Origin of the sequence: Pseudomonas sp. NFPP28, from assembly GCF_900115535.1 — a bacterium.
Classification (GTDB): domain Bacteria; phylum Pseudomonadota; class Gammaproteobacteria; order Pseudomonadales; family Pseudomonadaceae; genus Aquipseudomonas; species Aquipseudomonas extremorientalis.
In genome coordinates, this window is record NZ_FOWT01000001.1 from 455,998 (window position 1) to 480,463 (window position 24,466).

The following is a 24,466-nucleotide window of genomic DNA, read 5'->3' on the forward strand; positions in this document are numbered from 1 at the left end:
AACTGCCGCAAAATGCGGCAGATTCGCAATTCAGCGAAGCGTTACAGTCGACCCAGATCGTTGACCAGGGCTAACAACATCACCCCGACCACCAAACTGATACCGATCTGTATCCCCCAACCCTGCACCCGATCCGACAAGGGGCGACCACGCACCCACTCGACCAGATAAAACAACAGATGCCCCCCATCCAATACTGGAATGGGCAGCAAATTCAGAACCCCCAGGCTAATACTCAGATAAGCCAGGAAATTCAGGAAATCCGCGACACCCGACTGGGCAGAAGCGCCCGCCACTTTAGCAATGGTTATCGGTCCACTCAAGTTTTTTACCGAGAGCTCGCCGAACAACATTTTCTTGAGCGATTCCAGGGTCAGCACACTCATGGTCCAGGTGCGTTTCGCACCCTCGCCAATTGCCGCCAACGGCCCGAAACTCACCTCACGCACCATCGATGGCGGCCAATCGACACCCTTGACTCCAGCACCCAGGTAACCCCCGGCCGCCTTGGCTTCCCCGCGAACCGACAAGGTCACAGGGACGTCGATTTGAGCACCGTCGCGTTCAACTTTCAGCACAATTTTGGTATCAGGACGTACACGAACCAGATCGACCACCTGCTGCCAGTCACCCAATGGCTGACCATCGAGGGCCAACAGGCGATCGCCGGTTTTCAGGCCAGCAGCCTGGGCCGGACCTTTCGGATCCAGCTCGGCAAGCACCGGCGGCAAGGCCGGACGCCATGGACGTATGCCCAGGGATTTGATCGGATCAGGCTCATCTGCGCCCTTTAGCCAGTGGTCGAGAGCCAGTTCACGCGGGCTTTCGGTGGTGGAGCCCTGCTCGCGCACCACTACATTCACAGTCCCGCTTTCGCCCAGGCGACGCACCAACTGCAAATTGACTGCGCCCCAACCCGTGGTGGGTTCGCCATCAATGGAAACAATTTCCTGCCCAGCGACCAGCCCGGCCTTGGCGGCGATGCTGTCCGATTCAACCGCACCGATTACCGGACGCACCTGCTGGCTGCCCAGCATGGCCAACACCCAGAAGAACACCATCGCCAACAGGAAGTTGGCGATCGGACCCGCGGCAACAATGGCGATACGCTGACGAACGGTCTTGCGATTGAAGGATTGATCCAACTGGTCTGCAGGCACTTCGCCTTCGCGCTCATCGAGCATCTTGACGTAGCCACCCAACGGGATGGCCGCAATCACAAACTCGGTGCCACGACGGTCATGCCAGCGCAGCAGCGGCATGCCGAAGCCGACGGAAAAGCGCAATACCTTGACGCCGCAACGACGCGCCACCCAGAAGTGGCCGAATTCGTGGAAGGTGACCAGCACGCCCAGAGCAACCAGGGTGCCGACAATCATGTAAAGCGCACTCATCTAATTTCTCCGCATTCCAATCCAGTGCCTGAAGGCTCGAACCCATCCGCCCACAGGCTAACGCGTGTTGCGGCTCAACCATTGCTCTGCCAGGGCTCGAGCCTTGGTATCGGCTTCGAATACCGCCGCCAGGTCACTCACCGCCACGACAGGCTCAAGCGCCAGGACGTCCTCGATGATACTCGCGATCTGCGGAAAGCGGATGCGCCGTTCGAGAAACGCCGCCACAGCCACTTCGTTGGCCGCATTCAGCATTGCTGGCGCGCTGTTCCCCACCTCGGCCGCTTGCCGGGCCAGGCGCAGGCAAGGAAAGCGCTGCTCGTCTGGCGCTTCAAAGTCCAGGCGGGCCACTGCAAACAGATCCAGCGGGGCGACACCGGAATCAATCCGCTCCGGCCAGGCCAAGGCATTGGCAATCGGCGTGCGCATATCGGGGTTACCCAACTGCGCAAGTACCGAACCGTCGACGTAATCGACCAGGGAATGAATCACACTTTGCGGGTGAATTACCACTTCGACCTGATCCGGCCGTGCATCGAACAGCCAGCACGCCTCGATCAGTTCCAGCCCCTTGTTCATCATGCTCGCCGAATCCACCGAGATCTTACGCCCCATGGACCAGTTCGGATGAGCGCATGCCTGGTCGGGCGAAACATGCTCAAGCTCGGCCAGCGGGGTTTGCCGGAACGGACCACCGGAGGCGGTCAGCAGAATCCGACGCACGCCAACCTGACCCAAACCACGCGCATAGTCGCCAGGCATGCATTGGAAGATCGCGTTGTGCTCGCTGTCGAGCGGCAGCAGCACCGCGCCGCTTTTACGCACTGCCTGCATGAAGAGCGCGCCAGACATGACCAGCGCTTCTTTGTTGGCCAGCAGGATCTTCTTGCCGGCATCTACAGCGGCGAGGGTTGGACGCAGGCCGGCGGCACCGACGATAGCGGCGACTACCGTATCCACCTCAGCGTCAGCCGAGACCTGACACAACCCCTCCTCGCCCACCAGCACTCGAGTCGCCAACCCGGCAGCCCGCAGATCATCCTGCAAGCCACGCGCCGCTCCTGCCTCAGGGACTACCACGAAGCGCGGTGCGTGGCGCACACACAAAGCCAACAGCTCGCTCAGACGGCTGAACCCAGTCAGGGCAAAGACCTGATAGCGATCAGGATGACGCGCAATCACATCCAGGGTGCTCAGCCCCACCGAGCCGGTTGCACCCAGCACGGTCACTTGTTGAAGGCGGCTCACGAAGCAGTCATCCATAGCAACACAGCGAAGATCGGAATAGCCGCCGTCAGGCTGTCGATACGGTCCAACACACCACCGTGCCCGGGCAGCAGGTTACTGCTGTCCTTGATACCGGCCTGACGCTTGAACATGCTTTCGGTGAGGTCACCCACCACAGAAACAAACACGACAATGGCTGTGGCCAGCAGCGCCAGGAAGATTTCCTTCACCGCCCAGCCACGCACGACACCAACCACCAGCGCAATCACCAGTGTCAACGCCAAACCACCATAGACCCCCTCCCAGCTCTTGCCCGGACTGACCGCCGGCGCCAACTTGCGCTTGCCGAAGGCCCGACCGGAGAAGTAGGCACCGATATCAGCCCCCCATACCAGCACCATGACTGCCAGGATCAACCAGTTACCCATTGGATAACGCTTGATCTCCACCAGCCCTTGCCAAGCCGGCAAGAGGATCAGCAAACCAATCACCAGCTTGCAGGCAACGCTGGACCATTGGCCGCTGGTGCGCGGATAGGTCAGCACCAGGAACGTCGCCAGCGCCCACCACAGCACCGCCGCCCCCAACACCCAGGGCGCGAGGTCCGGCAGGATGTACAAGAGGAACGCCAGCGCGGCCACGACGGCGGCATACACCACGCGCGGCAACTGCGCGCCGAACCCGGCCAGGCGCGCCCATTCCCAGGCGCCCAGGGTGACGACCAGGCCAATGAACAGCGCAAAGCCGGAACCCTCGAGCAGGAAAAACCCGCACAAGGCGATCGGCAACAGGATCAGTGCAGTGATGATTCGTTGTTTAAGCATTTAAACCCGGGCTCCAGCTTCGATCTGCTCACTCGTTTTACCGAAGCGACGCTGACGGGAAGCGAAATCGGCCAGTGCATTACGCATGGCATCGTGTTTGAAGTCCGGCCAGAACAGGTCGGAGAAGTACAGCTCGGTATAGGCCAGCTGCCACAGCAGGAAATTACTGATGCGGTGCTCACCACCGGTCCGGATGCACAGGTCCGGCAACGGCAGGTCACCGGTCACCAGGCAGGTTTGCAACAGTTCGGGCGTGATGTCGTCGGGCCGCAGGTGCCCGGCCTGCACTTCGCGAGCCAGCCGCTGCGCTGCCTGGGCGATATCCCACTGGCCGCCGTAGTTGGCTGCGATCTGTAGCACAAAACGGTTGGCACCAGCGGTGATTGCCTCAGCCTCGCGCATGGCAGCCTGAAGTTCCGGGTGGAAGCGCGAGCGGTCGCCAATGATGCGCAGGCTGATGTTGTTGTCGTTAAGGCGCTTGGCCTCACGACGCAAGGCCTTGAAGAACAGATCCATCAAGGCACTGACTTCTTCGGCGGGCCGCTGCCAGTTCTCACTGGAGAACGCAAACAGGGTCAACACTTCGACCTTGGCCTCGGCACACACCTCGATCACAGCCCTTACCGCATCGACACCGGCTTTATGCCCGGCGACACCCGGCATAAAGCGCTTCTTCGCCCAGCGATTATTCCCATCCATGATGATCGCGACATGGCGCGGCACCACGGAGGGTACAGTCTGCTTGGTCTTTTCCATGAAGGCGTCCTGACCCCTTATACGGCCATCAGGTCCTTTTCTTTTTCTTCCGTGGCCTTGGTGATCTGGGCCTCGGCATCCTTGGTCAACTTGTCGATATCGGCGGTGGCACGACGCTCTTCGTCTTCGCTGATTTCCTTGTCCTTGACCAGCTTCTTCAGGTCACCCAAGGCATCGCGACGGATATTACGTACGGCAACACGCGCGTCTTCTGCAGCGCTGCGAGCCTGCTTGGTGAAGCCTTTGCGGGTCTCTTCAGTCAGGGCCGGCATGGAGATCAGCAGCAACTCACCCAGGTTGGTCGGGTTGAGGTTCAAACCGGCGCTCTGGATGGCCTTGTCGACAGCACCCAGCATGTTGCGCTCAAACGCTACGACTTGCAGGGTGCGCGAGTCTTTAACGGTAATGTTGGCGACGCTGCTGATAGGGGTATCGGAGCCGTAGTAAGGCACCATCACGCTGCCCAGGATGCTTGGGTGCGCCTTGCCGGTACGAATCTGGCCGAATGCATGGCTCAGAGACTCCAGGGATTTCTGCATACGCGCTTGGGCGTCTTTCTTGATTTCGTTGATCATTGTTGGCCTTCCTCGATCAGAGTCCCTTCTGCGCCGCCGTGTACGATGTTCAGCAGGGCGCCGGGCTTGTTCATGTTAAATACGCGCAGTGGCATCTTGTGGTCGCGGCACAGGCAGATAGCCGTCAGATCCATTACGCCCAGCTTGCGATCCAGTACTTCATCGTAGGTCAGATGATCGAACTTCTCGGCATGCGGGTCTTTGAATGGATCTGCGGTGTACACGCCGTCTACCTTGGTCGCCTTGAGCACCACGTCCGCATCGATCTCGATGGCGCGCAGGCAGGCTGCCGAATCGGTGGTAAAGAACGGGTTACCCGTGCCGGCCGCGAAGATCACCACTTCCTTGGAATTCAGGTGGCGCATGGCTTTGCGGCGGTCATAGTGATCGGTTACGCCGACCATGGAAATAGCCGACATCACGATAGCCGAGATATTGGCGCGCTCCAAGGCGTCACGCATGGCCAGGGCATTCATCACAGTGGCCAGCATGCCCATATGGTCGCCGGTGACCCGGTCCATGCCAGCAGCACTCAGGGCCGCGCCACGGAACAGGTTGCCACCACCGATCACCAGGCCAACCTGCACGCCGATACCGACCAGTTGGCCGACTTCCAGCGCCATGCGGTCGAGCACCTTGGGATCGATCCCGAACTCTTCCGAGCCCATCAGGGCCTCGCCGCTAAGCTTGAGTAGAATGCGTTTATAGCGAGCCTGATAACCACTGCCCTGCTGAGCCATTGCGAATCTCTCCTGCGGCGTATTTTTTAAAAATTCTTGGCGAGCCGTTTTACGGCTTGCGTTCACTCTAGCTGGACGCTGTAACAGCGCCATCGGAACACGGCTTTGTAAGCCAGTTCCGGAGGGATGCCAATTAAAATCGGCCTTCCCATTTGAAAAGAGGCTGCGCGCGTGAGCGGGCAGCCTCTTTCGGGCGACAGTTGAAAGCTGTCTTATTGCTTGGCGGCAGCCAACTGGGCAGCAACTTCTTCAGCGAAGTTGTCGACCGGCTTCTCGATGCCTTCGCCTACTTTGTAGTAAGTGAAGGAAACGATTTCAGCACCGGCTTTCTTGGCCAGTTCGCCAACCTTGATTTCAGGGTTCTTGACGAACGCCTGCTCAACCAGGCTCGCTTCAGCCAGGAACTTGCTGATACGGCCTTTGATCATGTTTTCCACGATGTTTTCTGGCTTGCCGGCGATCTTGTCGGCGTTCAGGCTCAGGAATACCGCTTTTTCACGCTCGATCGCTTCGGCAGACACTTCCGAAGGCAGCAGGAACTCAGGGTTGCTGGCAGCAACGTGCATAGCGATGTCTTTGGCCAGCTCAACGTCGCCGCCTTTCAGAACAACAGCTACACCGATCTTGTTGCCGTGCAGGTAACCACCGACGACATCACCTTCAACGCGAGTCAGGCGACGGATGTTGACGTTTTCGCCAACTTTGCCGACCAGTACCAGGCGATCCGCTTCTTGAGCTTCGATCAGAGGCTCAACGGTGGTCAGCTTCTCATCGAATGCCTTCTTGACGCTGGCAGCAACGAATGCCTTGAAGTCGTCTTGCAGGGCCAGGAAGTCGGTCTGCGAGTTCACTTCCAGCAGAACGGCGGCTTTACCGTCTTCAACCAGGGCGATAGCGCCTTCAGCAGCGACGTTGCCGGCTTTCTTGGCGGCCTTGATGGCGCCGGAAGCGCGCATGTCGTCGATGGCTTTTTCGATGTCGCCGCCAGCCTTGGTCAAGGCCTTTTTGCAATCCATCATGCCTTCGCCGGTACGCTCACGCAGTTCTTTAACCAACGCTGCAGTAATCTCTGCCATTTCAAAATCCTCTTGGATAGGTTTTCAACCATTCCACCCGATCAGACGGGCGATCAATTCTTCCCGAATCTCCCTTGTAGGCCGCTGCACGTTACAGATGATGTAGCCGCGCTGCCGACAAATGGTTTTCGAGGTGGCAAAAAGGGGGCCAAGCCCCCTTTTTGCTTACTGAGTCAACGCCAGGGCGCTAATTACTCAGCGGCAGCTACCGGAGCTTCTTCAACGAACTGCTCGGTACCGCCAGCAACGTGGTTGCGACCACGGATGACAGCGTCAGCCATCGAACCCATGTACAACTGGATAGCGCGGATTGCGTCATCGTTGCCTGGGATGATGTAGTCAACGCCTTCCGGGCTGCTGTTGGTATCGACTACGCCGATAACAGGGATGCCCAGCTTGTTGGCTTCGGTGATCGCGATGCGCTCGTGATCAACGTCGATAACGAACAGTGCGTCAGGCAGACCGCCCATGTCCTTGATACCACCCAGGGAACGATCGAGCTTTTCCAGGTCACGGGAGCGCATCAGCGCTTCTTTCTTGGTCAGCTTGGCGAAAGTACCGTCTTCGGCTTGCACTTCAAGGTCGCGCAGACGCTTGATGGAAGCACGGATGGTTTTGAAGTTGGTCAGCATGCCGCCCAACCAGCGGTGATCGACGTACGGCGAACCGCAACGTGCTGCTTCTTCAGCAACGATCTTGCCAGCGGAACGCTTGGTGCCGACGAACAGAATCTTGTTTTTGCCCTGGGCCAGGCGCTCTACGAAAGTCAGCGCTTCGTTGAACATTGGCAGGGTTTTTTCAAGGTTGATGATGTGGATCTTGTTACGCGCGCCGAAAATGTACTTACCCATTTTCGGGTTCCAGTAACGGGTCTGGTGACCGAAGTGCACACCGGCCTTCAGCATATCGCGCATGTTGACTTGGGACATGATAGTTCCTTAATAAGTCGGGTTTGGCCTCCACGTATCCCAATGACCAACCAGCGGCATCAAGGCCTCCGGCACCCAGGTCATCGTGTCGACACGTGTGTGGATTTAAGCTTTGCGGGGTATCCCCGGAAAGCGGCGCATTTTATACCACAGCATCGGCAAAAACGGAACACGCAATCACATTTGCCGTCGGGCGCGTTCGTGTAACCCCTTGAATAGAGGTGACATAGCCCTACCTTATAGACAGAAGCGATCATCAGAGGCTCATGATTTGACGCCATGGTCTGTTAGAATCGCGTTTTCTGTGGCTTGTGCGAATTTTGCAACCTTTTGTCGCACGCCCGTAAACCGTATTGATTTCAGCGCGTCGCGCTAGAGAGAGCCTGTATGACCGTTAGTTTGAAAACCGCCGAAGACATCGCTGGCATGCGCATCGCCGGCAAACTGGCCGCCGACGTGCTGGAAATGATTGCCGAACACGTCAAGCCCGGCGTCACTACCGAGACCCTCAACCAGATCTGCCACGACTATATCGTCAACGTGCAGGGCGCCATCCCTGCGCCGCTGAACTACAAGGGCTTCCCCAAGTCGATCTGCACCTCGGTCAACCACGTGGTTTGCCACGGAATTCCGGGCGACAAGCCGCTGAAGGACGGCGACACCCTGAACATCGACGTCACCGTGATCAAGGACCGCTACTTCGGCGACACCAGCCGCATGTTCCACGTCGGCAACGTACCGGTCTGGGCCGAACGCCTGTCCCAGGTCACCCAGGAATGCATGTACAAGGCCATCGAGATCGTCAAGCCTGGCTGCCGCCTGGGCGACATCGGCGAAGTGATCCAGAAGCATGCTGAAAAGAACGGTTTCTCGGTGGTACGCGAGTTCTGTGGCCACGGTATCGGCACGGTCTTCCACGAAGAGCCACAGATCCTGCACTACGGCCGCGCCGGCACCGGCATGGAGCTGAAGGCAGGCATGACCTTCACCATCGAGCCGATGATCAACCAGGGCAAGGCCGACACCAAGGTGTTGGGCGACGGCTGGACGGCCATCACCAAGGACCGCAAGCTTTCGGCCCAGTGGGAACACACTTTGCTGGTCACCGAGACCGGCTACGAGATTTTCACGCTGCGCGCCGATGACACGATCCCGCGCACGTCGGGTACAACGTCGGCATAAACGTTGCTCAGGTTTTCCCCCACTGTGTTGTGACTGACTGAATAGATAGAAAGGAAAGCCGATCGATGCCCCAGGTGGATCCCGAACTCTTCGACCGTGGCCAGTTCCAGGCCGAACTGGCCCTGAAGGCGAGCCCCATCGCCGCGTTCAAGAAGGCGATCCGCCAGGCCCGCGAGGTGCTCGACGAGCGCTTTCGCAGGGGGCGGGACATCCGCCGGCTGATCGAGGACCGAGCCTGGTTCGTCGATAACATCCTGCAAAAAGCCTGGGAACAGTTCAGTTGGAGCGAAGACGCCGACATCGCCCTGGTGGCGGTCGGCGGCTACGGTCGCGGTGAGCTGCACCCTTACTCCGACATCGACCTGCTGATCCTGCTGGACAGCGCCGACCATGAGATCTTTCGCGATTCCATCGAGCGCTTTCTCACATTGTTGTGGGACATCGGCCTGGAAGTCGGCCAAAGCGTACGCTCGGTGGACGAATGCGCCGAAGAAGCCCGCGCCGACCTCACCGTCATCACCAACCTCATGGAAAGCCGTACCATCGCCGGCCCCGAGCGCCTGCGCCAGCGTATGCTTGAAGTCACCAGCACCGCGCACATGTGGCCGAGCAAGGACTTCTTCCTGGCCAAGCGCGCCGAGCAAAAGGCCCGGCACCACAAGTACAACGACACCGAATACAACCTGGAACCCAACGTCAAAGGCTCGCCGGGCGGGCTGCGGGATATCCAGACGATTCTGTGGGTTGCGCGTCGCCAGTACGGCACCCTGAACCTGCGCGCCCTGGCCGGTGAAGGCTTCCTGGTGGAAAGCGAAAACGCCCTGCTGGCCTCCTCCCAGGAATTCCTCTGGAAAGTGCGCTACGCCTTGCACATGCTGGCCGGGCGTTCCGAAGACCGCCTGCTCTTCGACCACCAGCGCTCCATCGCCACCCTGCTGGGCTTTGAAGGCGAAGACGCGAAGACCAGCATCGAAAGCTTCATGCAGCAGTACTACCGGGTGGTCATGAGCATTGCCCAGCTCAGCGACCTGATCATCCAGCATTTTGAAGAAGTGATCCTGGCCCCCGAAGACGAGGCGCCGCCGCAACCGATCAATGCGCGTTTCCAACTGCACGATGGCTATATCGAGGCGCGCAACGACAACGTGTTCCGCCGCACACCGTTTGCCATGCTGGAAATCTTCGTGCTGATGGCCCAGCAGCCGGAAATCAAAGGCGTGCGCGCCGATACCATTCGCCTGTTGCGGGAAAACCGGCACCTGATCGACGACGATTTCCGCAACGATATCCGCAACACCAGCCTGTTCATCGAGCTGTTCAAGTGCAAGATCGGCATCCACCGCAACCTGCGGCGCATGAACCGTTACGGCATCCTCGGGCGCTACCTGCCGGAGTTCGGTTTTATCGTCGGGCAGATGCAACACGATCTGTTCCACATCTATACCGTGGACGCCCACACCCTGAACCTGATCAAGCACCTGCGTAAGCTGCAGTACACCCAGGTGTCGGAGAAATTCCCGCTGGCCAGCAAATTGATGGCCAAGCTACCCAAGCCCGAGCTGATCTACCTGGCCGGCCTGTACCACGACATCGGCAAGGGCCGGCATGGCGATCACTCCGAGGTCGGTGCGGTTGATGCCGAAGCCTTCTGCCAGCGCCACCAGTTGCCACTGTGGGACAGCCGCCTGATCGTCTGGCTGGTGCAGAACCACCTGGTGATGTCGACCACCGCCCAGCGCAAGGACTTGTCCGACCCGCAGGTGATCCACGACTTTGCGCAGATCGTCGGCGATGAAACCCGCCTCGACTACCTGTATGTGCTGACCGTCTCGGATATCAACGCGACCAACCCGACGCTGTGGAACTCGTGGCGCGCCAGTCTGCTGCGCCAACTGTACACCGAGACCAAGCGCGCCCTGCGCCGCGGCCTGGAAAACCCGGTGGACCGCGAAGAGCAGATCCGCCGCACCCAAAGCGCCGCCCTGGATATCCTGGTGCGCGGCGGCAACGACCCGGACGATGTGGAACAACTGTGGTCGCAACTGGGCGACGATTACTTCCTGCGCCACACCGCCGGTGATGTGGCCTGGCACACCGACGCGATCCTGCAGCAACCGGCCGACGGCGGCCCACTGGTGCTGATCAAGGAAACCACCCAGCGCGAATTCGAAGGCGGCACGCAGATTTTCATCTACGCGCCGGACCAGCACGACTTCTTCGCTGTGACCGTAGCGGCCATGGACCAGTTGAACCTGAACATCCATGACGCACGGGTAATCACCTCCAGCAGCCAGTTCACCCTCGACACCTATATCGTGCTCGACACCGATGGCGACTCGATCGGCGACAATCCAGCGCGCGTGAAGAAGATCCGCGAAGGCCTGACCGAAGCCCTGCGCAACCCTGACGACTACCCGACCATCATCCAGCGTCGAGTGCCGCGCCAACTCAAACACTTTGCGTTTGCGCCCCAGGTGACCATTTCCAACGACGCCCAGCGCCCAGTGACGGTGCTCGAACTGAGCGCCCCGGACCGCCCAGGCCTGCTGGCGCGTATCGGTGGGATTTTCCTGGAGTTCGACCTGTCGTTGCAGAACGCCAAGATTGCGACCCTCGGCGAACGCGTGGAAGACGTGTTCTTTATCACCGATGCCGACAACCAGCCGTTGTCCGACCCGGAGCTGTGCCTGCGGTTGCAGGAAGCGATCGTCCAGCAATTGAGCGTGACCCAGGAACCCGGCGTCGAGCTGACACGCCTGACTCTCTAAAAAACAAACAGGGCCCGTGTGCGAAGGGGCTTGCCCCCGATAGCGGTGGATCAGATAAAAATGCTTTGGCTGGCACACTGCAATCGGGGGCAAGCCCCCTCCCACATTTAGATGGCTTCGCCCAGCAGACCGCATGCTTTAAACCGAATTGAACGAGATGCCCATGAACAACGCCCTGAACCAACTGCAACCCTACCCGTTCGAGAAACTGCGCGCCCTGCTCGGCAGCGTCACGCCAAACCCGGACAAGCGCCCGATTGCGCTGTCCATCGGCGAGCCGAAGCACAAGTCTCCCACGTTCGTGGCCGAAGCGTTGAGCAACAACCTCGACCAGATGGCCGTGTACCCGACCACCCTGGGTATCCCGGCGCTGCGCGAAGCCATCGGTGCCTGGTGCGAACGTCGCTTCAACGTGCCCAAGGGCTGGCTCGACCCGGCGCGCAATATCTTGCCGGTCAACGGCACCCGTGAAGCGCTGTTCGCCTTCACCCAGACCGTGGTCAACCGTGGCGAGGATGCGCTGGTGGTGAGCCCGAACCCGTTCTACCAGATCTACGAAGGCGCCGCGTTCCTGGCCGGGGCCAAGCCACACTACCTGCCGTGCCTGGACGCCAATGGCTTCAACCCGGACTTCGACGCCGTGACGCCGGACATCTGGAAACGCTGCCAGATCCTGTTCCTGTGCTCGCCCGGCAACCCGACCGGCGCGCTGATCCCGGTCGACACCCTGAAAAAACTCATCGCCCTGGCCGACGAATACGACTTCGTCATCGCCGCCGACGAGTGCTACAGCGAACTGTACTTCGACGAACAAACCCCGCCGCCCGGCCTGCTGAGCGCCTGTGTCGAACTGGGTCGCCAGGACTTCAAGCGCTGCGTGGTGTTCCACAGCCTGTCCAAGCGCTCTAACCTGCCGGGCCTGCGCTCCGGTTTCGTGGCCGGCGATGCCGACATCCTCAAGGCGTTCCTGCTGTACCGCACCTACCACGGCTGCGCGATGCCGGTGCAAACCCAGCTGGCGAGCATTGCCGCCTGGCAGGATGAAGCCCACGTGCACGCCAACCGTGACCTGTATCGCGAGAAATTCGACGCGGTGCTGGCGATTCTCAAGCCGGTGCTGGATGTGCAGAGCCCGGATGGCGGCTTCTATCTGTGGCCGAATGTGAACGGCGACGATGCCGCATTCTGCCGCGATCTGTTCGTGGAAGAACATGTGACCGTGGTGCCGGGTTCGTACCTGTCCCGTGAAGTGGACGGCGCCAACCCCGGCGCTGGGCGAGTGCGTATGGCGTTGGTCGCGCCGTTGGCCGAGTGTGTGGAAGCGGCTGAGCGCATTCGCGATTTTATTCAGCGTCGCCGCTAACGGGCTTGAGGGTCATTTCACCTGACCCAGATTCGCCTCACTCATATCCAGATCCGCCAACACCTCCCTCAGCACGTCATCACCAATCTGGTGATGACGACTCAGGCTGTATAACTCCAGGCGCTGTGCCCGCAGCGCCTTGAGGCGCAATTTGCGCTCGAGCAGGTCCATCTGCCGTGCCAACGCCTGGGCTTCGGCCGAGTCGTTGAACACCTCCAATTGATGGCGATATTCCGACATCAGCCGTGCCTTGAGTTCGGTGGCGAGCGCAGCCTGGGCGGCGTCCTGGGTTTCGGGCTCAACGGGCTCTTCCGTTTCCAGCGCATGGATCGCAGCGACGGCCGTTTTTTTCCAAGCCTCGCGGACCTCTTTATGGCGTTTCTCGTCCGGGCTCTTTTCAATGCCGCGTAACAACAACGGCAAGGCGATACAGGCGGCGATCAGCGACAGGAGGATCACGCCTGCCGCGATGAAGATCAGCAGGTCGCGCTCGGGAAAGTCCTGGCCCGGCGCCAGCAGCAACGGCACCGACATCACACCGGCCAACGTCACCGCACCGCGCACACCACCCACGGTCAACAACCAGCAAGAACGGGCGGTCGGCACCAGCGTCAGCTCGCTTTTCCCACGAATCCGGCGTAACAGGCCTGACAGCCGCCAGATGCTCTGCACCCAGATAAAACGCAGCACTACCAACACCAGGAAGATCGCAATCACATCCAGGCAGCGATAAAACAGGGTCGGCCACAGTGTCGGCTCATGGCTGACCACGGCCTTGATGATGTCCGGCAGTTGCAGGCCCAGCAGCAGGAAGATCAGGCCATTGAAGGCAAACTCCAGCAGCGACCAGACGCTGCGGTTGAGCAAGCGCGTGCTGGTCTGGCGCGGTAGCAGGTCGAGCCAGCTTTGCATCATGCCTGCGGCGACCGCAGACAGGATGCCCGAGGCTCCCAGGCGCTCGGCCAGCACATAGGCGGCAAAGGGCAGCAACAACATGAACACCACGTGGGTTGCCGGGTCATCCCAGCCACGGGCGATCATCCAGGCGCGCAGTCGGCCGACCAGCCAGCTCAGGGCCACGCCAACGGCCAGGCCACCGACGGCGACCAACACGAAGGTCAGGCTGGCATCCGCCAGGGAAAACACCCCGGTCAACGCCGCCGCCAGGGCAAACTTGAACGTTACCAGGCCCGATGCGTCGTTCATCAAGGCCTCGCCCTGCAACATGTGCATCAGTGGCGTAGGTAAACGATTCTGGGAAATGGCCGACACCGCCACGGCATCCGTCGGCGACAAAACCGCCGCCAGGGCGAAGGCCACCGGCAACGGGATCGTAGGCAATATCCAGTGAATGAAATAACCAGCACCGACCACCGTGAATAACACCAGCCCCACCGCAAGCGTCAGGATCGGCCCACGCAACCGCCACAACTCACGCTTGGGCATACGCCAGCCATCCGAAAACAGCAACGGTGGCAGGAACAGAAACAAGAACAGCTCCGGGTCCAGCGCCACATGCAGGCCCAGCGTCGGCCAGGCCAGCAAGGCACCGGCGGCGATCTGCACCAGGGGCAACGGCAGAGGAATGACACGCCCAACCAGACGCGAAACGCTGACCAGCATCAGCAGGATAAGAACGGTGTAGGCGGTTTGCATAACGCGGGTTTCCCGGACAATCGACTTGCAACGACACACATGAGGCAACAACTGGCCGCCTGAGTGCCATATTACCCAGCTATGTTAACCGCCTATGCTGCCTGCCGGCCTTTGCACATAAGTCGCACGCCGCATGACGAGGGGCACCCGCCCGCTGGTCGTGGCATAATCCGTGACCTTTAATTTTCACTTGGTCCAAAGGGGGGCAATTCCTTGACCGCTTCAAGCAAAACGTTGCACCTTTTCGGCATCAAAGCCTGCGACACCATGAAAAAAGCGCGCACCTGGCTCGATGAGCACGGCGTGGGCTATGAGTTCCACGACTACAAAACGGCCGGTATCGACCGCGAACACTTGACCCAATGGTGCAACGAGCACGGTTGGCAGGTGGTGTTGAACCGTGCGGGCACCACCTTTCGCAAACTCGAAGACGAACGCAAAGCCGATCTCGATCAGTCGAAAGCCATTGAATTGATGCTCGCACAACCCTCGATGATCAAGCGCCCGGTGCTCGATCTCGGTGACAGAACCCTGATTGGCTTCAAGCCAGATAGTTATTCGGCGGCCCTCAAGTAGGCCAGCCCTTTCCATTTTTGTAGAGGTAACAGCATGTCCAATTCCCTGTTCAGCCTGGGCTTCGGCGTCGGCACTCAGAACCGCCAAGGTGCTTGGCTGGAAGTGTTTTACGCACAGCCGCTGCTCAACCCATCGGCTGAAATCGTCGCGGCCATCGCGCCGATCCTCGGTTACACCGAAGGCAACCAGGCCATCACCTTCACCATCAGCCAAGCGCTGCAACTGGCCGATGCCCTCAAGAATGTCGACGCCACCCAAGCCGCGCTGCTCAACCGCCTGGCCGAAAGCCACACCCCGCTGGTCGCCACCCTGCTGGCCGAAGACGCCGCACTGACCTCCACGCCTGAGGCCTACCTCAAGCTGCACCTGCTGTCCCATCGCCTGGTCAAGCCCCACGGCCTGAGCCTGGCCGGTGTGTTCCCGCAGCTGCCGAACGTGGCCTGGACCAGCCAGGGCGCGATCGACATCAACGAACTGGCCGAACGCCAGCTGGAAGCCCGCCTGCGTGGCGAGCTGCTGGAAGTGTTCTCGGTGGACAAGTTCCCGAAAATGACCGACTACGTGGTGCCGAGCGGCGTGCGTATCGCTGATGCCGCGCGTCTGCGCCTGGGCGCCTACGTGGGCGAAGGCACCACCGTGATGCACGAAGGGTTCATCAACTTCAACGCAGGCACCGAAGGCCCAGGCATGATCGAAGGCCGTGTATCGGCAGGCGTGTTCGTCGGCAAGGGTTCGGACCTGGGTGGCGGTTGCTCCACCATGGGCACCTTGTCCGGCGGCGGCAACATCGTGATCAAGGTCGGCGAAGGCTGCCTGATCGGCGCCAACGCCGGTATCGGTATCCCGTTGGGCGACCGCAACACCGTGGAGTCGGGCCTGTACGTCACCGCCGGCACCAAGGTCGCGCTGCTGGATGAGAAAAACCAACTGGTCAAAGTGGTCAAGGCCCGTGAGCTGGCCGGCCAACCGGACCTGTTGTTCCGCCGCAACTCCGAGACCGGTGCCGTGGAGTGCAAAACCCACAAATCGGCCATCGAACTGAACGAAGCGCTGCACGCTCACAACTAAGCAGCCACTCGATGCCACTAGCGGGCCCCGACCCTGGGGCTCGCTTATACGAGTCTTGAACACCATGCTAGTGCCCTCCCCCTGGCGCGCCGATTTCCCGGCCATCGCCACCCTGCAACGGCAAGACCAGACGTACCTGGACAACGCCGCCACCACACAAAAGCCCCAGGCCCTGCTGGATGCCATCAGCCATTACTACGCCAATGGCGCAGCCAATGTGCACCGTGCCCAGCACTTGCCCGGCGCCCATGCGACCCAGGCGTTCGAAGACAGCCGCAGCAAGGTCGCGCAGTGGTTGAATGCAGGCGACAGTGGGCAGATCGTGTTCACCCACGGCGCGACTTCTGCGCTGAACCTCTTGGCCTACGGCCTTGAGCACTTATTCAATGCGGGCGATGAGATTGTGGTCAGCGCCCTGGAACACCACGCCAACCTGCTGCCCTGGCAGCAACTGGCCAAACGCCGCGCTGCCACGCTGGTGGTGTTGCCGTTGAACGATGACGGCGTGATCGACCTGACAGCCGCCGCCGAATTGATCGGCCCGCGTACACGCCTGCTGGCGGTAAGCCAGCTATCCAACGTGCTGGGCGCCTGGCAACCCTTACAGACGCTGATCACAACGGCCAAGGCCCACGGCGCACTGACCGTGGTCGATGGCGCCCAAGGCATCGTCCACGGCCGCCACGACGTGCAGGCCCTGGGCTGCGACTTCTATGTGTTTTCCAGCCACAAGTTGTACGGGCCGGACGGCGTCGGCGTGCTGTTTGGCCGCAACGAAGCCCTGCACCACCTGCGCCACTGGCAGTTTGGCGGCGAAATGGTGCAACAGGCCGACTACCACAGCGCCAGTTTCCGCCCGGCGCCGCTGGGTTTCGAAGCGGGCACACCGCCGATTGCCGGCGTGATCGGCCTGGGCGCCAGCCTGGATTATCTGAATTCGCTGGACCAACAGGCAGTGATCGCCCATGAAGCGGCGTTGCACGAGTATCTGCTGCGCGGTTTGAAAGCGCGCAATGGCGTGCGCGTGCTGGGCTCGCCGCAAGTGGCGTTGGTCAGCTTTGTGGTCGAAGGCGTGCATAACGCCGACCTCGCGCATCTGTTGACCGAACAAGGCATCGCTGTGCGCGCCGGGCACCATTGCGCCATGCCGTTGCTCAAGGCGATGCATCTGTCGGGGGCGATTCGTGTGTCCCTGGCGCTGTATAACGATTCCGATGATCTGGAACGCTTCTTCGAAGCGCTGGACCAGGCCTTGGATATGTTGCGATGAGCCTGCCGGTGGAGGCAGTCGCTGCACTGGAGGCCTTCCAGGCGGTAGGCAGCTGGGAACAGCGCGCGCGCATGCTGATGCAATGGGGCGAGCGTCTGCCTGCCCTGACCGATGAGGATAAAGTCGACGCCAATCTCGTGCAGGGCTGCGAAAGCCTGGTGTGGCTGGTCGGGCAATTGCACGATGGCCATTGGCAGTTCGCCGCCAGCAGCGAGGCGCGGATGATTCGCGGGTTGGTGGCGTTGTTGCTGGCGCGGGTCAATGGACTCTCTGCCGCCGAGCTGCAAGCCGTCGACTTGCCCGACTGGTTCAACCAACTGGGGCTTTCCCGCCAATTGTCGCCGTCGCGCAGCAATGGCCTGAATGCGGTCTTGCAGCGCATGCGAGCATTGAGCCTTATACAAAACTAAATGTGGGAGCTGGCTTGCCTGCGATTACAGGGTGTCAGTCGTCGAAGAGGTTGACTGATCCACCGCTATCGCAGGCAAGCCAGCTCCCACATTTTGAATGGTGCAAGTATCCAGTATTAAGTGGGCTTGACCCGCTCGGAAGGCCTGCGCACCCCGGCCACAATCTTGTCCACCGCCTTGGTCGCCGCCACCATGCCGAACGTGGCGGTCACCATCATCACCGCACCAAACCCACCCGCGCAGTCCAGCTTCACGCCATCCCCGACAAAACTCTTCTGCAAACAAATGCTGCCATCCGGTTTGGGATAACGCAGTTGCTCGGTGGAAAACACGCACGGCACGCTGTAATGACGGGTCACGGTGCGTGAAAAACCATAGTCGCGACGCAAGGTAGAACGCACTTTCGAGGCCAGCGGATCGTTGAACGTGCGGTTCAGGTCGCAGACCTGGATCAGCGTCGGGTCGATCTGCCCGCCGGCGCCGCCGGTGGTGATGATCTGGATCTTGCGGCGCTTGCACCAGGCGATCAGCGCAGCTTTGGCGTTGACCGCGTCAATGCAGTCGATCACGCAATCGATGTTGGGGGTGATGTATTCGGCCATGGTGTCGCGGGTCACGAAGTCGGCCACCGCATGCACCGTACAGTGCGGGTTGATGCCGCGCAGGCGCTCGGCCATCACCTCGACCTTGGGTTTGCCCACGGTACTGTCCAGCGCGTGCAACTGGCGGTTGCTGTTGCTGACACAGACGTCATCCAGGTCAAACAGCGAAATCTCGCCCACCCCACAACGGGCCATGGCTTCCGCCGCCCAGGAGCCTACGCCGCCGACGCCGACGATCGCCACATGGGCCGCTTTCAAGCGCTCCAGGCCTTCAATGCCATACAAGCGGGCGACGCCTGCAAACCGCGGATCTTCTGTACTCATGACCATTACCCCAAAAACCGGCGCGCATTATAGGGCTACGCAGCGACAAGTTCGAAGCTTCAAGCTACAAGTTAAGAACTAAGATGGCCTTTCGCTGACTAATGTCCGGTTTTTCTCTGCTTGCTGTACGGTCAGGGAAGGGCCGGTGTAGGATGCGCGCCGTTCGGCGCAGGCCGACACCTCTTTTCGTTCCACACCTTTTGGAACCCGAAATAGCCATGGCATCGCGTAAATTTGGACTCAACCTGGTGATCGTGCTGGCAATCGCCGCGCTGTTCACCGGCTTCTGGGCGCTGATCAACCGCCCCGTCACCACCCCCAACTGGCCAGAACAGATCTCCGGTTTTTCCTACTCGCCGTTCCAGCAAGGCCAGTTCCCACAGAAAGACCAGTACCCGACCGACGACCAGATGCGTCAAGACCTTGCGATCATGAGCAAGCTGACAGACAACATCCGCACCTACTCGGTCGACGGCACCCTGGGGGACATCCCCAAGCTGGCGGAAGAGTTCGGCCTGCGCGTGACGCTGGGGATCTGGATCAGCCCGGACCTGGAGCGCAACGAGCGAGAAATCCAGCGTGCCATCGAAATCGCCAACACCTCGCGCAGTGTGGTGCGGGTAGTGGTGGGTAACGAAGCCCTGTTCCGGGAAGAAATCACCCCTGAGGCACTGATTGTGCTGCTGGACCGGGTGCGCGCCGCCGTGAAAGTACCGGTGACGACCTCCGAGCAGTGGCACATCTGGGAAAAGAACCCGCAACTGGCCAAGCACGTCGACCTGATCGCCGCGCACATCCTGCCGTTCTGGGAATACATCCCGATGGACAAGGCCGGCCAGTATGTACTCGACCGTGCCCGTGACCTGAAGAAACTGTTCCCGAAAAAACCGCTGCTGCTGTCGGAAGTGGGCTGGCCGAGCAACGGCCGCATGCGCGGGGGTAATGAAACCTCCCCGGCCGACCAGGCGATTTACCTGCGTACGCTGGTAAACAAGCTGAACCGCCAGGGCTACAACTACTTTGTGATCGAGGCCTTCGATCAGCCGTGGAAAGTCAGCGACGAAGGCTCGGCGGGCGCCTACTGGGGCGTGTACAACGCCGCACGCCAGCAGAAATTCAACTTTGAAGGCCCCGTGGTCGCGATCCCGCAATGGCGCGTGCTGGCCATCGGTTCGGTGGTGCTCGCGCTGTTGTCGCTGACGCTGCTGATGATCGACGGCTCGGCCCTGCGCCAGCGCGGCCGTACCTTCCTGACCTTTATCGCGTTCCTGTGCGGTTCGGTGCTGGTGTGGATCGGCTACGACTACAGCCAGCAATACAGCACCTGGTTCAGCGTGACCGTGGGCATTCTCCTGGCCCTCGGTGCCCTGGGCGTGTTTATCGTGTTGCTGACCGAAGCCCATGAGCTGGCGGAAGCGGTCTGGACCCACAAGCGTCGGCGTGAATTCCTGCCAGTAGTGGGAGATTCGGACTACCGCCCAAAAGTGTCGATCCACGTGCCCTGCTACAACGAGCCGCCGGAGATGGTCAAACAGACCCTCGACGCGTTGGCCGCGCTCGATTACCCGGACTACGAAGTCCTGATCATCGACAACAACACTAAGGACCCGGCCGTGTGGGAGCCGGTGCGCGACTACTGCGAAACCCTGGGCCCGCGCTTCAAGTTCTTCCATGTCGCGCCCCTGGCCGGTTTCAAAGGTGGCGCACTGAACTACCTGATCCCGCACACCGCCAAGGATGCCGAGGTGATCGCGGTGATCGACTCCGATTACTGCGTATCGCCGAACTGGCTCAAGCACATGGTGCCGCACTTCGCCGACCCGAAAATCGCCGTGGTGCAGTCGCCGCAGGATTACCGCGACCAGAACGAAAGCACCTTCAAGAAGCTCTGCTACGCGGAATACAAAGGCTTCTTCCATATCGGCATGGTCACCCGCAACGACCGCGATGCGATCATCCAGCACGGCACCATGACCATGACCCGTCGCTCGGTGCTCGAAGAACTGGGCTGGGCCGACTGGTGCATCTGCGAAGACGCCGAACTGGGCCTGCGTGTGTTCGAGAAAGGCCTGTCGGCGGCGTATTACCACGACAGCTACGGCAAGGGCCTGATGCCGGATACCTTTATCGACTTCAAGAAACAGCGTTTCCGCTGGGCCTACGGCGCGATCCAGATCATCAAGCGCCACACCGCGAGCCTGTTGCGCGGCAAGGACACCGAACTGACCCGTGGCCAGCGTTACCACTTCCTGGCGGGCTGGCTGCCGTGGGTGGCGGACGGCATGAACATCTTCTTCACCGTGGGTGCGCTGCTGTGGTCGGCGGCGATGATCATCGTGCCGACGCGGGTCGATCCGCCGCTGCTGATTTTCGCGATCCCGCCGTTGGCGCTGTTCGTGTTCAAGGTGGGCAAGATCATCTTCCTGTACCGTCGTGCGGTAGGCGTGAACTTGAAGGACGCATTCTGCGCGGCGCTGGCCGGTCTGGCGTTGTCCCATACCATCGCCAAGGCGGTGCTGTATGGCTTCTTCACCACCAGTATCCCGTTCTTCCGTACACCGAAAAACGCCGATAACCACGGCTTCTGGGTGGCGATTTCCGAAGCCCGCGAAGAGATGTTCATCATGCTGCTGTTGTGGGGCGCGGCGCTGGGGATCTACCTGGTGCAGGGCCTGCCGAGCAATGACATCCGCTTCTGGGTGGTGATGTTGCTGGTGCAGTCGCTGCCGTATGTGGCGGCGCTGGTCATGGCGTTCCTGTCTTCGCTGCCGAAACCGGCGGCGGCAACGCAACCCGCACCGGCTGCGTAAAAACTTGCGCAATGCACTAAACGGCGGCCTCTGGCCGCCGTTTTGCTATAAGATAACGGCCGTTTTATGAGTCTTGGCTCGGCCAATGCTTTGTGTGGGAGGGGGCAAGCCCCCTCCCACACTGAATCTGCGCCCCTTACGTCCTGCGCCCATCACATGCTTCCGGAGTTTCCAATGACGGCTCATGCCGACCTTTCGCCGACCCTTCAACTTGCCATCGACCTGATCCGTCGCCCCTCGGTGACGCCGATCGACGCCGATTGCCAGAAGCTGATGATGCAGCGCCTGGGCGACGCCGGTTTTGCGCTTGAGCCGATGCGCATCGAAGACGTGGACAACTTCTGGGCCACCCACGGCAAGCACGATGGCCCGGTGCTGTGCTTTGCCGGCCACACCGACGTGGTACCGACCGGCCCGGTGCAGGCGTGGCAGAACGACCCGTTCGACGCGTTGATCGATGAAAACGGCATGCTCTGCGGGCGTGGCGCAGCGGACATGAAAGGCAGCCTGGCGGCCATGCTGGTGGCGGCGGAGCGTTTTGTCGCCGACTACCCCGACCACAAGGGTTCGGTGGCTTTCCTGATCACCAGCGATGAAGAAGGCCCGGCGCACCACGGCACCAAGGCCGTGATCGAACGCCTGGCTGCACGCAAGGAACGCCTGGACTGGTGCATCGTCGGCGAACCGTCGAGCACCACGCTGGTGGGCGACGTGGTCAAGAACGGCCGTCGCGGCTCCCTCGGCGCCACCCTGACCGTGCGCGGCGTGCAAGGTCACGTAGCCTACCCGCACCTGGCAAAGAACCCGATCCACCTGGCCGCGCCGGCCCTGGCCGAACTGGCCGCCGAGCACTGGGATGACGGCAACACCTTCTTCCCGCCGACCAGCTTCCAGATTTCCAACCTCAACTCCGGCACCGGCGCGACCAACGTGATCCCCGGTGACCTGAAGGCGGTGTTCAACTTCCGTTTCTCCACCGAGTCCACCGTCGAAGGTCTGCAGCAACGGGTTGCCGAGATTCTCGACAAGCATGGCCTGGACTGGCACGTGGAATGGGCGCTGTCGGGCCTGCCGTTCCTCACCGAACCGGGCGCCTTGCTGGATGCGGTGTCGGCAAGCATCAAGGCGATCACCGGGCGTGAGACCCAGGCGTCCACCAGCGGTGGCACCTCCGATGGGCGTTTCATCGCCACCCTCGGCACCCAAGTGGTCGAGCTGGGCCCGGTCAACGCGACGATCCACCAGGTCAACGAGCGCATCCTGGCCAGCGACCTCGATGTGCTGACCGAAATCTACTACCAGACCCTGATCAAGTTGCTCGCCTGATGCTCGCCTGCCCCATTTGCAGCGCGCCGCTCAACACGGTGGACAATGGCGTGGCGTGCCCGGCCGGGCATCGTTTTGACCGTGCGCGCCAGGGTTACCTGAACCTGTTGCCGGTGCAGCACAAGAACAGCCGCGACCCGGGCGACAACCTGGCCATGGTCGAAGCGCGCCGCGATTTCCTCAACGCCGGGCACTACGCCCCGGTGGCCAGGCGCCTGGCCGAACTGGCCGCCGAACGCGCGCCGCAGCGCTGGGTCGATATCGGCTGTGGCGAGGGTTACTACACCGCGCAAATCGCCGACGCCCTGCCCCACGCCGATGGCTACGCACTGGACATTTCCAAGGAAGCGGTCAAGCGTGCATGCAAGCGCAACCCTGCGCTGACCTGGTTGATCGCCAGCATGGCCCGCGTGCCGTTGGCGTCAGGCAGCTGCCAGTTTCTCGCCAGCGTGTTCAGCCCATTGGACTGGGAAGAGGCCAAGCGCCTGCTCAGCCCCGGCGGCGGTCTGATGAAGGTCGGTCCGACCAGCGGCCACCTGATGGAATTGCGCGAGCGCTTGTACGACGAAGTGCGTGAATACACCGACGACAAGCACCTGGCCCTGGTGCCGGACGGCATGAGCCTGGCGCACAGCGAAACATTGGAATTCACGCTGAACCTGGCCGAGCCCCGGGACCGCGCCAACCTGCTGGCCATGACGCCTCACGGCTGGCGTGCCAGTGCCGAGCGCCGTGCGCAAGTGATCGAGGCGGCCGAGCCGCTGGTGGTCACCGTGTCGATGCGCTACGACTATTTCGTGCTTCAATAAACACCTTTCCAATACCCGCGAATGGATTTTCGAATCCCGCAACGAGGAACATCCATGCGCCAACCCGATATCGAGATTTACCTGAAGGACGCCGACGTCGACCACAAGGCCATTGCCGCCTGGCTGGGCGCCGCCCTGGGCCCGTGCACCGATTGGGTCCAGAAAGGCCAGACCTACAAATGCAAGGCCGGCAACGTGCCGGTCACCTGGCTGCCCAAAGCCGTCGGCAAATGGAACAGCCTGTACCTGGAAAGTGACCAGACGCCGTGGGACGACGACATTGCCTGCGCCCGCGCTGCGTTTGCCGCACTGAACGTGGAAGTGCGTTGTGCACCGGGGACCTGGGTCGAGGAAGAAGGCGAAGAAAGCGCCGATACCTGGATTCGGATCAGCGTGGACGGTGAAGAGCAGATCACCTGGAAAACAGCCTGACCCCGGGTTGCAAACCCCATCAAATGTGGGAGGGGGCAAGTCGTCGCACCGCCCCTCCCACACTTGTTTTGCGATGGCCTTACAGGCCGACTACATCTTCCGCCTGCAACCCCTTCTCGCCGCTCACCACGGCGTACTCCACCTGCTGTCCCTCGGCCAGGGAGCGATGGCCTTCACCGCGAATGGCGCGGTAGTGCACGAACACATCCTTGCCGTCTTCGCGTTGAATGAAGCCATAGCCCTTTGCATCGTTGAACCATTTCACATTGCCGGTTTCACGCGTTGCCATTCTGTTTTTGCTCCCACAGTTTTTTATTGTTGGGTCAGTCGCATTGAACTGCCGAGTATA

The 24,466-nt window shown here is 60.9% G+C and carries 22 protein-coding genes; 11 read left to right on the plus strand and 11 right to left on the minus strand.

The features are described 5' to 3' along the window. Positions 1 to 41: 41 nt before the first annotated feature. From rseP to rpsB, 8 genes are all read right to left on the minus strand, one after another. Positions 42 to 1,394 carry a sigma E protease regulator RseP gene (rseP, locus tag BM110_RS02230; protein ID WP_092241168.1) on the minus strand — a complete coding sequence of 451 codons (1,353 nt, stop codon included), beginning with the start codon at positions 1,392 to 1,394 and terminating at the stop codon, positions 42 to 44. A gap of 57 nt (positions 1,395 to 1,451) precedes the next feature. Beyond that, positions 1,452 to 2,642 carry a 1-deoxy-D-xylulose-5-phosphate reductoisomerase gene (ispC, locus tag BM110_RS02235; protein ID WP_093512216.1) on the minus strand — a complete coding sequence of 397 codons (1,191 nt, stop codon included), beginning with the start codon at positions 2,640 to 2,642 and terminating at the stop codon, positions 1,452 to 1,454. After that, positions 2,639 to 3,445, minus strand: coding sequence for a phosphatidate cytidylyltransferase (locus tag BM110_RS02240; protein ID WP_092241166.1), 807 nt, complete (start codon positions 3,443 to 3,445; stop codon positions 2,639 to 2,641). The genes ispC and BM110_RS02240 overlap by 4 nt, the downstream gene beginning before the upstream one ends. Continuing rightward, positions 3,446 to 4,201 (minus strand): polyprenyl diphosphate synthase, encoded by a 756-nt coding sequence (gene uppS, locus BM110_RS02245; RefSeq protein ID WP_016974405.1) that lies wholly within the window; start codon positions 4,199 to 4,201, stop codon positions 3,446 to 3,448. Between the two features lie 17 nt (positions 4,202 to 4,218). Continuing rightward, positions 4,219 to 4,776: a ribosome recycling factor gene (gene frr, locus BM110_RS02250; RefSeq protein WP_012722596.1), complete on the minus strand. Its 558-nt coding sequence runs from the start codon at positions 4,774 to 4,776 to the stop codon at positions 4,219 to 4,221. Continuing rightward, complete coding sequence (gene pyrH / locus BM110_RS02255; protein WP_003189161.1) at positions 4,773 to 5,516, minus strand: UMP kinase; 744 nt, start codon at positions 5,514 to 5,516, stop codon at positions 4,773 to 4,775. The genes frr and pyrH overlap by 4 nt, the downstream gene beginning before the upstream one ends. Before the next feature lie 212 nt (positions 5,517 to 5,728). Next, on the minus strand, positions 5,729 to 6,592 hold the full coding sequence (gene tsf / locus BM110_RS02260) for a translation elongation factor Ts (protein ID WP_058425287.1): 864 nt from the start codon (positions 6,590 to 6,592) through the stop codon (positions 5,729 to 5,731). A 191-nt stretch (positions 6,593 to 6,783) separates the two neighbouring features. Beyond that, positions 6,784 to 7,521 carry a 30S ribosomal protein S2 gene (gene rpsB / locus BM110_RS02265; protein ID WP_003189158.1) on the minus strand — a complete coding sequence of 246 codons (738 nt, stop codon included), beginning with the start codon at positions 7,519 to 7,521 and terminating at the stop codon, positions 6,784 to 6,786. A gap of 387 nt (positions 7,522 to 7,908) precedes the next feature. On the opposite strand from rpsB, the gene map reads away from it, so the two are divergent. The 3 genes from map to dapC all read left to right on the plus strand — a co-directional run bounded on the left by map (position 7,909) and on the right by dapC (position 12,834). After that, positions 7,909 to 8,703: a type I methionyl aminopeptidase gene (map, locus tag BM110_RS02270; RefSeq protein ID WP_058425288.1), complete on the plus strand. Its 795-nt coding sequence runs from the start codon at positions 7,909 to 7,911 to the stop codon at positions 8,701 to 8,703. Between the two features lie 65 nt (positions 8,704 to 8,768). Beyond that, positions 8,769 to 11,471, plus strand: coding sequence for a [protein-PII] uridylyltransferase (locus BM110_RS02275; protein ID WP_092241163.1), 2,703 nt, complete (start codon positions 8,769 to 8,771; stop codon positions 11,469 to 11,471). Between the two features lie 163 nt (positions 11,472 to 11,634). Beyond that, the gene (gene dapC / locus BM110_RS02280; RefSeq protein WP_093512219.1) at positions 11,635 to 12,834 is read left to right on the plus strand and encodes a succinyldiaminopimelate transaminase; all 1,200 of its coding nucleotides are present in this window, start codon (positions 11,635 to 11,637) and stop codon (positions 12,832 to 12,834) included. A gap of 12 nt (positions 12,835 to 12,846) precedes the next feature. On the opposite strand, the gene BM110_RS02285 is transcribed toward dapC, so the two are convergent. Next, positions 12,847 to 14,490 carry a Na+/H+ antiporter gene (locus BM110_RS02285; RefSeq protein ID WP_071488795.1) on the minus strand — a complete coding sequence of 548 codons (1,644 nt, stop codon included), beginning with the start codon at positions 14,488 to 14,490 and terminating at the stop codon, positions 12,847 to 12,849. Positions 14,491 to 14,757: 267 nt separating this feature from the next. Here BM110_RS02285 and BM110_RS02290 point away from each other — a divergent pair, with 267 nt between their 5' ends. From BM110_RS02290 to BM110_RS02305, 4 genes are all read left to right on the plus strand, one after another. Further along, on the plus strand, positions 14,758 to 15,066 hold the full coding sequence (locus BM110_RS02290; protein WP_231999482.1) for an arsenate reductase: 309 nt from the start codon (positions 14,758 to 14,760) through the stop codon (positions 15,064 to 15,066). A 33-nt stretch (positions 15,067 to 15,099) separates the two neighbouring features. Next, on the plus strand, positions 15,100 to 16,134 hold the full coding sequence (gene dapD / locus BM110_RS02295; RefSeq protein ID WP_058425293.1) for a 2,3,4,5-tetrahydropyridine-2,6-dicarboxylate N-succinyltransferase: 1,035 nt from the start codon (positions 15,100 to 15,102) through the stop codon (positions 16,132 to 16,134). A 64-nt stretch (positions 16,135 to 16,198) separates the two neighbouring features. Further along, positions 16,199 to 17,404 (plus strand): aminotransferase class V-fold PLP-dependent enzyme, encoded by a 1,206-nt coding sequence (locus BM110_RS02300; protein WP_093512221.1) that lies wholly within the window; start codon positions 16,199 to 16,201, stop codon positions 17,402 to 17,404. After that, entirely contained in the window at positions 17,401 to 17,814 is a 414-nt protein-coding gene (locus tag BM110_RS02305) for a SufE family protein (RefSeq protein WP_093512223.1), read from the plus strand. Before BM110_RS02300 ends, BM110_RS02305 begins: the two co-directional genes overlap by 4 nt. A gap of 116 nt (positions 17,815 to 17,930) precedes the next feature. Here the strand turns inward: BM110_RS02305 and tcdA are convergent, their stop codons facing one another. Then, positions 17,931 to 18,746, minus strand: coding sequence for a tRNA cyclic N6-threonylcarbamoyladenosine(37) synthase TcdA (tcdA, locus tag BM110_RS02310; RefSeq protein WP_083351546.1), 816 nt, complete (start codon positions 18,744 to 18,746; stop codon positions 17,931 to 17,933). Between the two features lie 212 nt (positions 18,747 to 18,958). Between tcdA and BM110_RS02315 the strand changes: the two genes are divergently transcribed. From BM110_RS02315 to BM110_RS02330, 4 genes are all read left to right on the plus strand, one after another. Continuing rightward, the gene (locus tag BM110_RS02315; protein ID WP_092241154.1) at positions 18,959 to 21,550 is read left to right on the plus strand and encodes a glycosyltransferase; all 2,592 of its coding nucleotides are present in this window, start codon (positions 18,959 to 18,961) and stop codon (positions 21,548 to 21,550) included. 174 nt (positions 21,551 to 21,724) lie between these two features. Beyond that, positions 21,725 to 22,876 carry a succinyl-diaminopimelate desuccinylase gene (gene dapE, locus BM110_RS02320; protein ID WP_093119342.1) on the plus strand — a complete coding sequence of 384 codons (1,152 nt, stop codon included), beginning with the start codon at positions 21,725 to 21,727 and terminating at the stop codon, positions 22,874 to 22,876. Beyond that, positions 22,876 to 23,685, plus strand: a complete 810-nt coding sequence (locus tag BM110_RS02325; RefSeq protein WP_071488790.1) for a putative RNA methyltransferase — start codon at positions 22,876 to 22,878, stop codon at positions 23,683 to 23,685. Before dapE ends, BM110_RS02325 begins: the two co-directional genes overlap by 1 nt. Positions 23,686 to 23,739: 54 nt before the next feature. Further along, complete coding sequence (locus tag BM110_RS02330) at positions 23,740 to 24,117, plus strand: hypothetical protein (RefSeq protein ID WP_058425300.1); 378 nt, start codon at positions 23,740 to 23,742, stop codon at positions 24,115 to 24,117. A 79-nt stretch (positions 24,118 to 24,196) separates the two neighbouring features. Here BM110_RS02330 and BM110_RS02335 read toward each other — a convergent pair whose 3' ends face one another. Continuing rightward, positions 24,197 to 24,406: a cold-shock protein gene (locus tag BM110_RS02335; protein WP_024073812.1), complete on the minus strand. Its 210-nt coding sequence runs from the start codon at positions 24,404 to 24,406 to the stop codon at positions 24,197 to 24,199. Positions 24,407 to 24,466: the final 60 nt, after the last annotated feature.